We start from the raw sequence: 13,990 nt of genomic DNA on the forward strand, positions 1-13,990 counted from the left end.
CAACTGAGACCTGATCTACAAGATCGTGCGTGGGTGCTTCGACGCCGTCGGCACCAAACCCTGGGCCGCCGAGCTGGGCGTCCTGGACGGCCGCAACGCCGAGGTGATCGACCAGATCATCGCGCCGGAAAAACTGTTCCTCGTCGATGCCTGGTCTTCTCAGGCCTTTGACGACTACCGGCGCAACAACCGCCACCGCCCCTGGGTCAACGACATCGACAGCTTCACCAACTACTTTGGTGGACCGGTGTCGGAGCAGGCCACGATGGACCGCCTGCACGCCAAGGCCGTCGAGCGCTTCCAGCACAAGCCTCACGCCAGCGTCATCAAGAGCCCCACCCTGCCGGCGCGCGAGCACCTGGGCGCCCTGCTGGGCGATCGCAAGCTCGACTACATCTACGTGGACGCCAGCCACCAGTACGAGTCGGTGCTGGACGACCTGATGTTCTATGACAGCCTGCTCGGCCTGGACGGCATGCTGCAGCTCAACGACTGCTGCCACTCGCCCGCCGGCGTGCGCCAGAACCTGGGTGTGCTCGAAGCCACGCTGACCTTCATGAAGATGGCCGACTTCATGCCCGTGATGATCACCAACACCGACTGGTCGGACATCCTGCTGGTGCGCCGCAAGAGCGGCATCGACCAGGTGCTCGACAAGATCGTCGAGATCAACGACGTGACCTACGTCGAGGTGCCAAGCCAGTTGCTGGGAGCGCTGCATGTCAAGCAGGGCAAGCGCACCAACCTGAGCTTTCGCTGACAGCCGCTGATCAGGCAGCACAAGCACAAAGGCCGGGGAGACCCGGCCTTTCTCATTTCGCTTGGCACCCGGCGTCGCGCCGGGCAAGGGTGGTCAAGCCGCAGGCAAGGCCTCGGGCGCCAGGCCCGCGCGTTGTCGCTCGATCATGCGCACCAGCAGCGCCTCGTACTCGCGCGCAAAACGGGCGCTGTCGAACAGCGGGCTGTCTTCGCGCGCCTGGTCCAGACGCTCGCGCATGGCCTGGCGGCGCTGCGGGTCTCGGGCCAGCTCGACGATGGTGCGGTGGTACTGCCGCGTGTCGGTGCAGATCAGCTCGGGCAGGCCCACGGCATTGAGCAGGCTGCCAGCCACGCGCGAGGCAAAGGTCTGCCCCATGAGCGTGACCACGGGCAGGCCGGCCCACAAGGCGTCGCTGGCGGTGGTGTGGGCGTTGCAAGGCCAGGTGTCGATGAACAGGTCGGCCAGGCGAACGCGGCTGATGTGGGGACCCAGGTCCCACCGTGGGGCCCAGAACACGCGCTCGGCACCGATGCCGCGCTGCGCCAGCTCCTCCAGCAGGTGTGGCTTGGCCTGCCCGTGCCAGTCAAGCAACCAGAGCACGGCCTCGGGCAAGTCTTTGAGCACACCCACCCAGGTGTCGAGCACCTCGGGGTTGATCTTGTAAGCCTGGTTGAAGCCGCACAGCACCACCGCGTCTTCGGGCAAGCCAACCTGGGCGCGCGTCATCGGCTGGGGGCGGGGGCGCTGGCGGTCATTGGGCTGGTAGCACAGCGGCATCTGCGCGATGTGCTCGGAGAAGTTCGGTGCGTGCGACAGCGGCGTGACCAGCGGGTCGCCCACGATGTAGTCGATGAACGGCGCGCCCGTGGTGCCAGGAAAGCCCAGGAAGGCCGCTTGCAGCGGCGCCGGCCTGCGCGCCAGCACGCCCATGCGGTTGCCGGCGGTGTAGCCCTTGAGGTCGATGAGCAGGTCCAGGTCGTCGTCGGCGATGCGCTGTGCGATCACGTGGTCGGGCTGGCCTTGCAGGTCCACGAAGTGCTCGACGGCCTTGATCACGCGCCGCCTCATGGCCGTGCCGTCGTCGCGGCCTGTTGAGTAGGCAAAGATCTCGAAGCGATCGCGGGCATGGTGCTCGAACACCTCGCACATCAGCACGCAGGTGGCGTGCTGGTGGAAGTCGCTGGACAGGTAGCCCACGCGCAGGCGCTGAGGATGCGAGGCCCGGCTCGGCCTGACCACGGGCTTGAGCCCCAGCCAGGTGTTGGACATGATGGCGCTGGCCTTGCGCTGGTGGAGCGGGTCGTCCGTCAACGTCACGTGGGCAAAGGGGGCCGTGATGATCCGGGCGTCGTCGGACGCGGCGGTCACCAGGTTGCGCAACTGAGCTTCCTGCTCGGCTGCCTGTGGCCAGCGGCAGTTCTCTCGCTCGGCGTAGGCCAGCATGCCGTGCACATGCAAGGCGTTGGGCCCCAGCCCCAGGACCAGGCCGGTGCGAAAGCACTCCGACGCCTCTTCCTTGAGCTCGAGCTCATAAAAGGAAATGCCCATGCGGTAGTGCGACAGGGCATCGTCCATGCTGAACATGATGGCGTCCATGAAGGCCTGGATGGCCTCCTGGTGTTTGCCGGTATTTTGCAAGGCACAGCCCTTGGCCACCCAGTACTCGCGTGTGTTGCGCTGAGACTCCGGCATGGCCGCGAGCACCTGGAGGATCTCGGTGTTGCGCTGCAGGCGGTGCATGGCGCGCACGCGCATGAAAGCAGCCACCTCGGAGCCTGCCTCCAGCTCGGCCGCTCGGTCTGCATGCTTCAAAGCCTCTTCGAAACGCGACAGCTCCAGGCAGCAACGCGCTGCGTTGAGCCGATACAGCGGGTCGTTGGGCTGCAGCTTGACCGCGGCATCGAAGGCCTGCAGGGCAGGAACCCAGTCTTTCGCCTTCAACAGGGTGACGCCGCGTTCCCAGTGCTGACGGGCCTTCTGGGTTGATGCAGACTTGGGTCGGCTGACGACTTTCATGGGCTTCCTCGGATGGCAAGGCCCCATCGCGAGACGCTTCACGGGGCTTTACGAAGTCTATGAAGACGAGGGGCTAAAGAACCCGACAAGTGCGCCGAAAAGGGTCTGCATTTCCCGGACACGTCAAGCAGTCACTGTGCAAAGACCCGCCCAAAACGAGAAAAAAGACACTCAAGAAGGCGTCAGATCGGTCCGATACACCAACCAACGGGATCGAAAGGTTTCGGGGTCCGGTTAGCCGGCCAGAGTCTGGAGTGGTTCAACCACGAAGGCGAATGGGCTGACTAGCGTCGGGCAGGTCAATCTGGAAGGTCGAAAGACAGCCAGCACTTGTTCGCCGGCGCTATCGCCGGGTAGTAATCATCGCCAAAGGAACTCATCATGGATAATTCAGTCAACACCAACGTCGTCGCTCTGAACGCACAACGCAACCTGAGCACCTCTCAATCCAGCCTGTCCATGTCGATGCAGCGCTTGTCGTCGGGTCTGCGCGTCAACAGCGCACGTGACGACGCCGCCGGCCTGGCCATCGCCGAGCGCATGAGCGCTCAGATCAAGGGCATGAACGTCGCGGTGCGCAACGCCAACGACGGCATCTCCCTGGCCCAAACCGCTGAAGGCGCGCTGGGCAAGATCGGCGACAACCTGCAGCGCATGCGTGAACTGGCTGTCCAGTCTCGCAACGCCACCAACAGCGATGGCGACCGCGCCAACCTGCAAAAGGAATTCAAGCAGCTGCAGGCTGAAATCGACCGCACGGTTCAAGGCACCAAGTTCAACGGCACCGCCCTGTTCGCATCCGGCGCCTCCACCACCCTGTCCTTCCAGGTGGGCGCTGGCACCGATGCCACCGACCGCATCGACATCGACGGCGCCGTGCTGGGTGGCGGCACCGCTGGCACCGCCACGGTGGTTGACTCCACCGCTGCAACGGCCACCGCCGACCTGCTGGCCACCGTGACCTCGAACTGGGACGGCACCAACGGCATCGCCATCGGTGGCGCCGCCTCCGGTGTGGCCACCAACATCGCCACGACCTCGCAGATCGACGACGCCATCAACGTCATCGACAAGGCCCTGGACACCATCAACGACCAACGTGCCTCCTTCGGTGCCTCGCAGAACCGCTTCGAAGCCGTGATCTCGAACCTGCAGACCAACATCGAGAACCAGACCGCCTCCCGCGGCCGGATCGTGGACGCAGACTTCGCAACGGAAACCGCGAACCTGTCTCGAGCCCAGATCCTGCAACAGGCTGGCACGGCGATGGTGGCCCAGGCCAACCAGCTGCCTCAGCAGGTCCTGTCTCTGCTGCGCTGATCTTCAGCCAGCCCGCGCCAGCCACCGCGCTGGCGCCCTCGGAAGCCGCCCCAGCCGGGGCGGCTTTTCCATTGGGTGCACAGGAATCGAAACAAGGGGCAAAAAGGCCTTCACATCCCGTTTTTGCCTCGGCTCGAATTGGTCGAACATCAGGGCACAGGTCAGAGGTAATCCGAAAGCATCTTTGGCCAGCTTTGCAAGAAAGCCGGCCGGCGTGAGCCGGGACTATCTCGATTCTTTAGGAGTGCAACATGCCCCAAACGATCAACACGAACATCGTTTCGATGAACGCACAGCGCAACCTGAACATGTCTCAGACGTCGCTGGCCACCTCGATGCAACGCCTGTCATCCGGGCTGCGCGTGAACTCCGCCAAGGACGACGCCGCTGGCCTGGCGATCGCCGAACGCATGAACACCCAGGTGCGCGGCATGAATGTCGCCATCCGCAACGCGAACGACGGCATCTCGCTGGCCCAGACCGCTGAAGGCGCGCTGGGCAAGATCGGCGACAACCTGCAGCGCATGCGTGAACTGGCAGTCCAGTCGCGCAACGCCACCAACAGCGATGGCGACCGCGCCAACCTGCAAAAAGAGTTCAAGCAGCTGCAGGAAGAAATCTCGCGCACCGTTGGCGGCGCGCGCTTCAACGGCAAGCCCCTCTTTGACTCGGGCGCCCCGACCACCCTGTCCTTCCAGGTGGGCGCCGGCACCGACGTGACCGACCGCATCGAAATCGAAGGCGCCGTGCTGGGTGGTGGTACCGCCGGCACCGCCACCGTGGTCGACTCCACCAGCGCCACGGCCGATCAGGACCTGCTGGCCACCGTGACGGCCAACTGGGACGGCACCAACGGCCTGGCCATCGGTGGCGCGGCCTCCGGTGTGGCCACCAACATCGCCACGACCTCGCAAATCGACGACGCCATCAACGTCATCGACGCCGCGCTGGACGTGATCAACGACAAGCGCGCTTCCTTCGGTGCATCGCAAAACCGCTTCGAAGCCGTGATCTCCAACCTGCAAGTCAGCGTGGAAAACCAGGCCGCAGCACGGGGCCGGATCATGGATGCGGACTTCGCGGCCGAAACCGCGAACCTGTCTCGCGCCCAGATCCTGCAGCAAGCCGGCACGGCGATGGTGGCGCAGGCCAACCAGCTGCCACAGCAGGTCTTGAGCCTCCTGGGTCGCTGATTCCGCCCATTTTTCACGCCGGGACCCGACACAGCATCAAGTTTTCATGCCAGTCACCGATGAGCACGGCGTCCGGGTGGCCAAAAGTGCCTTCCGGGCGCTCTTGCATTGAGAGGAAGAAATCATGCCCTCACTCAGCTCAGTTGGCGTCAGCGGCACCGGCCTGGACGAAAACGTCATCACCAAACTGGTGGCGCTCGAAAAGCAGCCCGCCGACGCACTCACCACCAAGAACACCACGCTGCAAACCAAGGTTTCCACGTGGGGAAAAATCCAGAGCGCCTTTTCCTCCCTGAAGGACGCGGCCAACAAGCTGACCCAGTCCGACTTCTGGAAAGGCACCACGGCCACCTCCAGCAACGACGCCGCAGTGGGCGTGAGCACCACCAGCAGCGCTGCGGCGAGCTCCTACGCTGTCTCGGTCACCAAACTGGCACAGGGCCAGATGGTGGCCAGCAATGCCTTCACCGCTGGCAAGACGGCCCCGGTTGGCGAGGGCACGCTGCGCATCGAGCTGGGCACCTACGTCACGAACAACGCCGTGGCGCCTCCGGCCGTCACCTTCAACGCCAAGGTTGCCGCCACGGCGGTGGATATCGCCATCGGCCCCGGCGACAACACCCTGGAGAAAATCCGCGACCGCATCAACGGCGCCAACGCCGGCATCACGGCCTCGATCGTCAACGACGCATCGGGCAGCCGCCTGGTCATGCGCGGCGCCAACGGCGAGAGCAACGCCTTCAAGGTAACGGTGACTGAAAACGGCGCGGTGCCCGGCCTGTCGGCACTCGCCTACACCGCCGAGACCGGCGGCACCTCGGCCATGACCCGCAGCCAAAGCGCACAGAACGCCGAGGCCACCATCAACGGCCTGCTCGTTTCATCCGAGTCCAACACCCTCAGCGATGTGATGGACGGCGTCACCCTCACGCTCAAGCAGGCCACCACCACGCCGGCCAACATCACGGTCGCCACCGACACCGCGGCCATCAGCAAAGGCGTGAACGATTTCATCTCGGCCTACAACAACGTGGTCAGCACCATCCGCGTGCAGACCTTGTATGACGAGGCATCCAAGACGGCAGGGCCATTGCAGGGCGACTCCACCGCGCGCGGCCTGCTCAGCCAGATGCGCAACCTGATCACCAGCGACTCCACCGCCACCGCGTCGTTCTCCAGGCTCTTCGACATGGGCATCGTGACCAACACCGACGGCACGCTGAAGATGACGACCAGCAAGTTCAACGACGCCATGGGCAGCAAGCTGGCGGACATGCAGAAGTACTTCGCCAACAGCGACGATGTGGTGGCCGCCAACAACGGCATGGGCCAGCGCATCAAGAACCTGGCCTCCCAGATCCTGGACACCAACGGGGCGATTGCCAACAGCACCGACGGGCTCAAAGCCACGATCAAGCGCAACACGAGCAAGATCGACAGCATCAACGACCGCGCCGGCCTGTTCGAAGCCCGGTTGCGGCAGCAGTACACCGCCCTGGACGCCAGCTACAGCAAGCTCAGCGGCCTGCAGAGCTACGTGACCGCCCAGTTGGCTGCGCTCAACAAATCCTGAACCCAAAGTAGGGCCTGGATAGGCACTTCTTCCTGGGTCTGAGTGATCAAGGTTTGTCAGCAAACGTCGATAACTCAATCAACACGGACCAACCCGCAGAGTTTGAAGATGTACGCACCAGCCAGCCCCTTCTCCCGCCCCATCCCCGCCGGTGATCGCTCGATGTCCGGCCTGTACCGACAAGTGGGTGTCGAGACCAGCATCAGCAGCGCCTCGCCGCATCAACTGGTCAAACTGCTGCTCGACGGCTTCTTCGATGCCGTTGCCGAAAGCCGCGGCCACATGCGCAAGAAGGATGTGGAAGGCAAGACCAAGGCCATCACCCGCGCCATCCGCATCGTCGACGAAGGCCTCAAGGCCAGCCTCGACGCCAAGGCCGGTGGCGAGCTGGCGAACAACCTGCACAGCCTCTACACCTACGTGTGCCTTCGCCTGACCCAGGCGAACCTGAGCAACGACGAATCGGCCCTCGACGAATGCGTCAGCCTGATGGAGCCGATCCGCGAAGCCTGGGGAGCCATCACACCGGCCAACGCCGAAGTCGTGCGCATGGCCATGGAGGTGCGCGCATGAACGCCCCCGAACTGATCACCGCCCCCGATGAAGAGGTCGTCGCCGGCAACCTGCTGAGCTACTACGAAGCCATCGAAAACGCCAGCCTGGGCATGCTCGAAGCCGCCCGCACCGGCGACTGGGACCGCGTCGTCAAGCTCGAAGGCGCCTGCGCCGTGCTGATCGCCCGCCTCAAGCATGCCTCGGCCGACCACCCGATGGGCCCGACCGAGCAGGCGCTGAAGTCGCGCATCATGCAACGCATCCTCGTCAACGATGCCGAGATCCGCAACCTGGCCGAGCCCTGGATCAACGAACTCGGCTCGATGATGAACGGCGGCACCGACCCCGAAAAAATGCACTGATCGGACACCAGCATGCAGACGTCCCGAGCCAGTCAGGCCAGCCTAGAAGACTTCCGCCTCTCGGCCAGCGCCGAGGTCGCCGCCATGCTCGAGCGCATGGAAGCAGAGCGCTGCCTCGTCACCCTGAGCACACCGGACGGCGTGAGCTTCACCACCCTGCTGTGGGGCATCGATGCACCCAGAGGCGTGATCTCGTTCAGCGGCGACAGCACCGACACCTCGCTGCGCAGCCTGCTCGAGAGCGAAGAAATCGTTGCTGTGGTCTACCTCGATCGCATCAAGGTGCAGTTCGACGTGGAAGACCTGGTGCAGGTCAAGGGCCAGCAGCACGACGTGCTCAACGCCCGCATGCCCAGCGAGCTGTTTCGCTTTCAGCGCCGCTCCGCATTTCGGGTCGAGCCCTTTGCGCAGCACGGCCCCACCGCCACCTTCCGCCACCCGGCCATGCCCGACATGAAGGTCAGCCTGCGCGTGCTGGACGTCAGCCTCAGTGGCGTGGCCCTGTTCCTGCCCGAGAACGTCCCCGCGATCGAAGCCGGCGTGCAGGTCAACGACTGCCTGCTGCGTTTTGACGGCGAAACGCAACTCGAAGTCAACCTGCTGATCCACTACCGCACCGCCCTGCACCCGGACACCCGGGGGGCCCGACTGGGCTGCGAGTTCGCCCGGATCGATGGACAAGACCGCGCTCTGCAGCATTACATCAACCAGACGCAGAAGCGCCGCATCGTGCTGGCCGGCTGACGGGTCTCGCCCTCGTCGCTGATAGCATCGGCGGATGTCTTCCGCTTCCGCCCCCTCCACCCCCTGGGTCATCGCCACCCGTGAAAGCCGCCTCGCCCTTTGGCAGGCCGAGCACGTGCGCGACCTGCTGCAAAGCCGCTTTGGCCGCCAGGTCGACTTGCTGGGCATGACCACCCAGGGCGACCAGATCCTCGACCGCTCGCTGTCCAAGGTGGGCGGCAAGGGCCTGTTCGTCAAAGAACTCGAAGTGGCCCTTGAAGCTGGCCGCGCCGACCTGGCCGTGCACTCGCTCAAGGACGTTCCCATGGAGCTGCCCGAAGGCTTCGTGCTGGCCGCCGTGCTCGAGCGCGAGGACCCGCGTGACGCGCTCGTCTGCCCTCGTTTCGACTCGCTCGAAGCCCTGCCTCAGGGCGCGGTGGTGGGCACCTCCAGCCTGCGCCGGCTCTCCCAACTGCGCGCCCTGCGCCCCGACCTGCGCATCGAGCCCCTGCGCGGCAACCTCGACACCCGCCTGCGCAAACTCGACGAAGGCCAATACGACGCCATCGTGCTGGCCGCCGCCGGCCTCAAGCGCCTGGGCCTGGCCAGCCGCATCCGTCAGGTGATCGAGCCCGAGGTGATGCTGCCCGCTGCCGGACAGGGCGCCCTGGGCCTGGAAATCCGCGCCACGCACACCGAGCTGCCCGCAGCGTTGGCCCAACTCGCCCACTCGCCCACCTGGTTGGCCACCGCGGCCGAGCGCGCCGTCTCGCGCGCCCTTGGCGGCAGTTGCTCCATGCCCCTGGCTGCCCACGGCGACTGGCACCATGAGGCAGGCCAGGCCACCCTTCGCCTGAGAGGCCGCCTAGGCCACCCCGCCGATGGCCGACTGGTCTCGGCCCAGCGCCAAGGCCCGATCAACACCCTGGCCGAGGCCGAGACCATGGGTCGGGCCGTGGCCGCCGAACTGCAGGCCGCAGCCGGCCCCGAGTGGCTGGCCGCGCTCTGAACGGGCACGGCGCAAGCGCAAAGCCCAGGCATGACCCTGCTGGTCACCCGCCCTGAACCCCAGGCCTCGGCCTGGGCCGAAGCATTGCGGCAAGCGGGCGTGCCCGCACAAGCCCTGCCCCTGATCGCCATCACCGCGCCACCGCAGCCCGCGGCCGTCACCCGGCTTTGGCAGGAGCTGGGCGACCACCCCGACTCGGCCACCTCGGCAACCGAGCCAAGGCCACCCGGGCTGCACAGCCCTCGTGCCCTGATGTTCGTCAGCCCCGCTGCGGTCGAAGGCTTTTTCCGCCTGCGCCCCGAAGGTTGCACCTGGCCCCAGGGCACGCTCGCCACCGCACCGGGGCCAGGCACCGCTCAGGTGTTGCTGCAGGCCGGCGCCAGCGCTGGTCTGCGCGCACCTCACATCGTGTCGCCCTCTGCAGACGCCGAGCAATTCGACTCAGAGGCCCTGTGGCCCTTGTTGGCACCCATGAACTGGCAGGGTGCACGCGTGGTCATCGTCAGCGGCGGCGATGCATCGGGCGCTCAAGGCCGCACCTGGCTGACCGACCGCTGGCGCGATGCCGGCGCCGAGGTTCAAGCCGTGCAGGCCTACCAGCGCGGACCTGGCAACTGGACGCCCGAGCAGGCACGCCTGGCTCAGGACGCCTTGCGCGAAGCCAACACCACCTGGTTGCTGAGCAGCTCTCAGGCCCTTGACTTCCTGCTCGATCACCACCTGCCACGACTGGGGCCGACCCACTGGCAAGGCAGCCAAACCGCTGACCTGCGCCTGTTGTGCACCCACCCTCGCATTGCCGAGCACGCAGCCCGGCGCGGCATCCGCCACACCCAACGCTGCGCACCCACGCTGGCCTCAGTGGTGCAGGCACGACGTTCAAACGGCTGATCACCGCCAGATTGCGGCCTGTTTGCGGCCGCCTCGACGCTGCGACACACCACCGCCTGGGCGCGTCGATACAATGAAATCGTGAGCGAACCCTCCTCCCCCCTCCCCGCCAACCCGGCGCTGCCGCCAGTTGCCGACCTGCCGCCCCCCACCCACCACCAGCCGCACGACGGCGAACCAAGTGGCTGGGTGCGCTACGCCGTCGTGATCCTGAGCGTGGCAGTGGCTGGTGTCGGCTGGCAGGCATGGCAGGCCAGCAAACGCGTTCAAAGCCTGGAGAAGGAGTTGGTGCGCCGTCAGCAAGACAGCCAGGGCCAGGCCACCGAAGCACGCGTGCTGGCCAAGCAAGCCGAAGAGCTGTCTCGTGAAGCCGCCGCCCGGGCCACCCTGCTCGAAACCCGCCTGACCGAGATCGCGCTGCAACGCAGCCAGGTCGAAGACCTGATCAAGAACCTCAGCCTCTCGCGCGACGAAAACCTCGTCTTCGACATCGAGTCCAGCCTGCGCGTGGCCACCCAGCAAGCTGCGCTGACCGGCAGCGCAGAGCCGCTCATCGTTGCCATGCAATCGGCCGACGAACGCCTGGCTCGCGCCAAGCAGCCGCGCCTGGACAACATCCGCCGCGCGCTGGCCAAAGACCTCGACCGCGCCCGCGCCACCCGCGTCGCCGACATCAACACGCTGGCCATTCGCCTCGATGAGGCCGCACGCCTGGTCGACGAGGTGCCGCTGCTCAACCAGCCTGACACCGGCCCCACGGGCCCCACCGCACCGCGAGCCAGCGCCCCAGCGAAAGACCGCAACGCGGTACCCGGCAAAACCGTTGCCAACGCCAACGCCGCCTCCACGCCCGAAGAAGAAACCGGCTGGCGAGCGGCCCTCCTGGGCTGGGGCAAGGGCGCAGCCGAAGCGGTGTGGACCGAAACCCGCGGCCTCGTGCGCCTGACCCGCATCGCCCAACCGGAGGCCATGCTGATCGCCCCCGATCAGGCCTTCTTCCTGCGCGAGAACATGAAGCTCAGGCTGCTGAACGCGCGCCTGGCGTTGATGAGCCGCCAGACCACCCAGGCCGCAGCCGATCTGCGCCAGATCGAGCGACTGCTGCCGCGTTATTTCGACGCCCAGTCGCGCAAGACCCAGCTGCTGCAATCCATGGTGATCGACGCCATCGCGCAAAGCCAGTTGACCCAGGTTCCTCGTCCTGACGACACCCTGGCCGCGCTGGCCACCGTGGCCGCCTCGACCGGCGCCCGCTGACCGGAGAGACCCGCGTGCAAGGCATCGTCTGGATCCTGCTGCTGGCCGTGGCGGCCGTCGTTGGCGCCACCGCCCTGGGGGCCAACGACGGCCTCGTGACCCTGTTCTGGATGGGCTGGCGGGTCGACTTCTCGCTCAACCTGTTCCTGCTGGGCCTGTTCGTCTTCATCCTGGCGGTTTATTCCCTGATCCGTGGCCTCGATGGCCTGCTCAACCTGCCCGAGCGCGCCCGTCGCTGGCGCATCACCCAGCGCGACCGCCTGGCCCAGGCGGCCCTGCGTGAAGGCCTGGCCCTGTACATGGCCGGCCGCTACACGCGCGCCCACAAGGCCTGTCAGCGCGCCATCGCCATCCAGGCCGACACGCCCGAACTCGCGTTGGACGCCGAGTTCACCGCACTGGCCCACCTGCTGTCGGCTGGCAGCCTGCACCGCCTGCAAGACCGGGCCCACCGCGACGAGCACCTGCAGCGCGCCATCGAGCTGTCGCAGCTGACCCGCAAACCACGCGCCACCGAAGAAGGCGCCCGCCTGCTGGCAGCCGAATGCGCCCTCGAAGACCGCGATGCAAGCCGGGCACTGCGTGACCTGGCCGAGCTGCCACCGGGCGTGGCCCGCCGCACCCAGGCACTGCGCCTGAAGCTGCAGGCCAGCCGCCTTGCTCGCCAGCCGATGGAGGCGCTCAAAACCGCTCGCCTGCTGGCCAAGCACCAGGGCTTCACAGCCGGTGCGGCCGAGGGCCTGCTGCGCTCGCTGGCCAGCGAGGCCCTGGGGGCCGCCCGCGACGTCGACCAGTTGCGTGCCCTCTGGAACACGCTCGACGCCAGCGATCGTCGCGATCCGCTGGTGGCGGCTCGAGCCGCCCGGCGCATGGCCGACCTGGGCGCCCCCCAGGAAGCCCGCCAATGGATCGCGCCGCTGTGGGATCAGATCGGCAGGCTGACGGTGGAGCAATCGACCGCCCTGGCGAACGCGCTGCGCCATGCGCTGCTGGACCTCGAAGCCGATTGGCTGCCGCGCCTGGACGCCACCACGCAGGCCGCGCTGCGCAACCCTCACCTGGCCCTGACCTTGGGCATGGCCCTGGCCGAAAGGCAGCTGTGGGGCAAGGCGCGCGGCATGCTGCTGTCAGCGGCCAACGACCTGGACCTCGACGCCGACGGTCGTCGGCTGGCCTGGGCCCGGCTGGGCCAACTGGCGGAGCAAGAGCAACGCAGCGACGAGGCCGCCCGCTTCTTCCGCCTGGCGGCCTTGCTGGAAACGGCGCGCTGAACAGCCTGTGTTCGCGGCAGTCGCAATCACGCGACGGCCGCGAGGCTTGATGAGCGGCTCGAAAACATGCTATAGTCTCGCTTCTCTCGGCGGCTGTAGCTCAGTTGGATAGAGTACTTGGCTACGAACCAAGGGGTCGTGGGTTCGAATCCTGCCAGCCGCACCAGAGAAACCAGTTCACATCCCGGTCCCTTTGTTGGGTTCGGTGCATTGAACAACAATGCGGCTGTAGCTCAGTTGGATAGAGTACTTGGCTACGAACCAAGGGGTCGTGGGTTCGAATCCTGCCAGCCGCACCAACATCCAAACCCACAGGTCAAACGGCCTGTGGGTTTTTTGTTGCCCGCATTCAAACAGGGCGCCTGGACAGGTAGCGCTTGAGCCACCACAAGGCCAGCAGCGTCACCACGGCCCAGGCGGCGGCCATCGCGTACGTGCTCGCATCCGGGTTGCGCCAGGCCTCTTTGAGTTGCTCCAGGAAGAACGACAGCACCACGGTGCCGGGCAACAGCCCGAAGAAGGTGCCCAGCACGTAGTCGCGCAAGCGCACCCGCAAGGCACCGGCGGCCAGGTTGACCACCATGAACGGCGCCACCGGCATGAAACGCACCAGCGCCATCGTGACAAAGCCGCGTTGCTTGAGGTGCGTGTCCAGCAGGCGCAGGCGCCCCCTGGCGAAGCGGTCCATGCCCTGCGCGCCCGTGAAGCGCCCGAAACCATAGGCCACCGTGGCGCCCGCCACCATGCCCAGCAACGAATAAGCCATGCCCGGCCAGGGTCCGAACACCAAGGTGCCCACGCTGATGAGGGCCAGCACGGGCACGGCCATCAACACCATCAACACGTAACCACCGACCACGGCCACGGGCCCCAGCGGCTGCGACAGCAACCAGGCACCGTGGCGGCTCAGCGCCTCGGGCGACATGTGCTGCTGCCAGGCCGGGTCCTGCCAGGCCAGCATCAGCCCGACCAGCACCACGCCATAGGCACCCAGCAACAGCCAGCGCATCCACGGCAGGGGACGACTGGGTTCTTCGACACGCACTTGCAACTCCAGCAA

At 66.2% G+C, this 13,990-nt stretch carries 13 protein-coding genes and 2 tRNA genes; 13 read left to right on the forward strand and 2 right to left on the reverse strand.

Translation table 11 applies throughout. The features are described 5' to 3' along the window. Nucleotides 1–25 precede the first annotated feature (25 nt). Nucleotides 26–760: a class I SAM-dependent methyltransferase gene (locus ABG80_RS13140; RefSeq protein ID WP_058088050.1), complete on the forward strand. Its 735-nt coding sequence runs from the start codon at nt 26–28 to the stop codon at nt 758–760. Nucleotides 761–853: 93 nt separating this feature from the next. On the opposite strand, the gene ABG80_RS13145 is transcribed toward ABG80_RS13140, so the two are convergent. Continuing rightward, entirely contained in the window at nt 854–2,776 is a 1,923-nt protein-coding gene (locus tag ABG80_RS13145) for an O-linked N-acetylglucosamine transferase, SPINDLY family protein (RefSeq protein ID WP_058088051.1), read from the reverse strand. Nucleotides 2,777–3,157: 381 nt separating this feature from the next. Between ABG80_RS13145 and ABG80_RS13150 the strand changes: the two genes are divergently transcribed. The 12 genes from ABG80_RS13150 (at nt 3,158) to ABG80_RS13205 (ending at nt 13,229) form a co-directional block, all read left to right on the forward strand. After that, on the forward strand, nt 3,158–4,096 hold the full coding sequence (locus tag ABG80_RS13150) for a flagellin N-terminal helical domain-containing protein (protein WP_058088052.1): 939 nt from the start codon (nt 3,158–3,160) through the stop codon (nt 4,094–4,096). Between the two features lie 251 nt (nt 4,097–4,347). Continuing rightward, nucleotides 4,348–5,289, forward strand: coding sequence for a flagellin N-terminal helical domain-containing protein (locus ABG80_RS13155; protein WP_058088053.1), 942 nt, complete (start codon nt 4,348–4,350; stop codon nt 5,287–5,289). 124 nt (nt 5,290–5,413) lie between these two features. Then, the gene (fliD, locus tag ABG80_RS13160) at nt 5,414–6,862 is read left to right on the forward strand and encodes a flagellar filament capping protein FliD (protein WP_058088054.1); all 1,449 of its coding nucleotides are present in this window, start codon (nt 5,414–5,416) and stop codon (nt 6,860–6,862) included. 108 nt (nt 6,863–6,970) lie between these two features. Beyond that, on the forward strand, nt 6,971–7,435 hold the full coding sequence (gene fliS / locus ABG80_RS13165) for a flagellar export chaperone FliS (protein WP_058088055.1): 465 nt from the start codon (nt 6,971–6,973) through the stop codon (nt 7,433–7,435). Next, nucleotides 7,432–7,779: a flagellar protein FliT gene (locus tag ABG80_RS13170; RefSeq protein WP_058088056.1), complete on the forward strand. Its 348-nt coding sequence runs from the start codon at nt 7,432–7,434 to the stop codon at nt 7,777–7,779. Before fliS ends, ABG80_RS13170 begins: the two co-directional genes overlap by 4 nt. A gap of 12 nt (nt 7,780–7,791) precedes the next feature. Beyond that, the gene (locus ABG80_RS13175) at nt 7,792–8,523 is read left to right on the forward strand and encodes a flagellar brake protein (protein ID WP_058088057.1); all 732 of its coding nucleotides are present in this window, start codon (nt 7,792–7,794) and stop codon (nt 8,521–8,523) included. A 34-nt stretch (nt 8,524–8,557) separates the two neighbouring features. Beyond that, complete coding sequence (gene hemC, locus ABG80_RS13180) at nt 8,558–9,511, forward strand: hydroxymethylbilane synthase (RefSeq protein WP_058088058.1); 954 nt, start codon at nt 8,558–8,560, stop codon at nt 9,509–9,511. 30 nt (nt 9,512–9,541) lie between these two features. Then, nucleotides 9,542–10,402, forward strand: a complete 861-nt coding sequence (locus ABG80_RS13185; protein WP_058088059.1) for a uroporphyrinogen-III synthase — start codon at nt 9,542–9,544, stop codon at nt 10,400–10,402. A gap of 81 nt (nt 10,403–10,483) precedes the next feature. Continuing rightward, nucleotides 10,484–11,659 (forward strand): uroporphyrinogen-III C-methyltransferase, encoded by a 1,176-nt coding sequence (locus ABG80_RS13190; RefSeq protein ID WP_083506073.1) that lies wholly within the window; start codon nt 10,484–10,486, stop codon nt 11,657–11,659. Between the two features lie 14 nt (nt 11,660–11,673). Beyond that, nucleotides 11,674–12,930 (forward strand): heme biosynthesis HemY N-terminal domain-containing protein, encoded by a 1,257-nt coding sequence (locus ABG80_RS13195; protein WP_058088060.1) that lies wholly within the window; start codon nt 11,674–11,676, stop codon nt 12,928–12,930. A gap of 89 nt (nt 12,931–13,019) precedes the next feature. Beyond that, a tRNA-Arg gene (locus tag ABG80_RS13200) sits at nt 13,020–13,096 on the forward strand. 56 nt (nt 13,097–13,152) lie between these two features. After that, nucleotides 13,153–13,229 (forward strand) — tRNA-Arg (locus ABG80_RS13205). Nucleotides 13,230–13,279: 50 nt separating this feature from the next. On the opposite strand, the gene ABG80_RS13210 is transcribed toward ABG80_RS13205, so the two are convergent. Beyond that, nucleotides 13,280–13,975: a TVP38/TMEM64 family protein gene (locus ABG80_RS13210; RefSeq protein WP_160322536.1), complete on the reverse strand. Its 696-nt coding sequence runs from the start codon at nt 13,973–13,975 to the stop codon at nt 13,280–13,282. Nucleotides 13,976–13,990: the final 15 nt, after the last annotated feature.

The sequence above is a fragment of the Aquabacterium parvum genome (genome assembly GCF_001447195.1).
GTDB classification, from domain to species: Bacteria; Pseudomonadota; Gammaproteobacteria; order Burkholderiales; family Burkholderiaceae_C; genus Aquabacterium; species Aquabacterium parvum.

What these genes read in the sequence shown, in the direction of transcription:
- ABG80_RS13145 (WP_058088051.1), bottom strand. Translation starts at nt 2,776, where the DNA reads ATGAAAGTCGTCAGCCGACCCAAGTCTGCATCAACCCAGAAGGCCCGT.
- ABG80_RS13150 (WP_058088052.1), top strand. Translation starts at nt 3,158, where the DNA reads ATGGATAATTCAGTCAACACCAACGTCGTCGCTCTGAACGCACAACGC.
- ABG80_RS13155 (WP_058088053.1), top strand. Translation starts at nt 4,348, where the DNA reads ATGCCCCAAACGATCAACACGAACATCGTTTCGATGAACGCACAGCGC.
- fliD (WP_058088054.1), top strand. Translation starts at nt 5,414, where the DNA reads ATGCCCTCACTCAGCTCAGTTGGCGTCAGCGGCACCGGCCTGGACGAA.
- fliS (WP_058088055.1), top strand. Translation starts at nt 6,971, where the DNA reads ATGTACGCACCAGCCAGCCCCTTCTCCCGCCCCATCCCCGCCGGTGAT.
- ABG80_RS13170 (WP_058088056.1), top strand. Translation starts at nt 7,432, where the DNA reads ATGAACGCCCCCGAACTGATCACCGCCCCCGATGAAGAGGTCGTCGCC.
- ABG80_RS13175 (WP_058088057.1), top strand. Translation starts at nt 7,792, where the DNA reads ATGCAGACGTCCCGAGCCAGTCAGGCCAGCCTAGAAGACTTCCGCCTC.
- hemC (WP_058088058.1), top strand. Translation starts at nt 8,558, where the DNA reads ATGTCTTCCGCTTCCGCCCCCTCCACCCCCTGGGTCATCGCCACCCGT.
- ABG80_RS13185 (WP_058088059.1), top strand. Translation starts at nt 9,542, where the DNA reads ATGACCCTGCTGGTCACCCGCCCTGAACCCCAGGCCTCGGCCTGGGCC.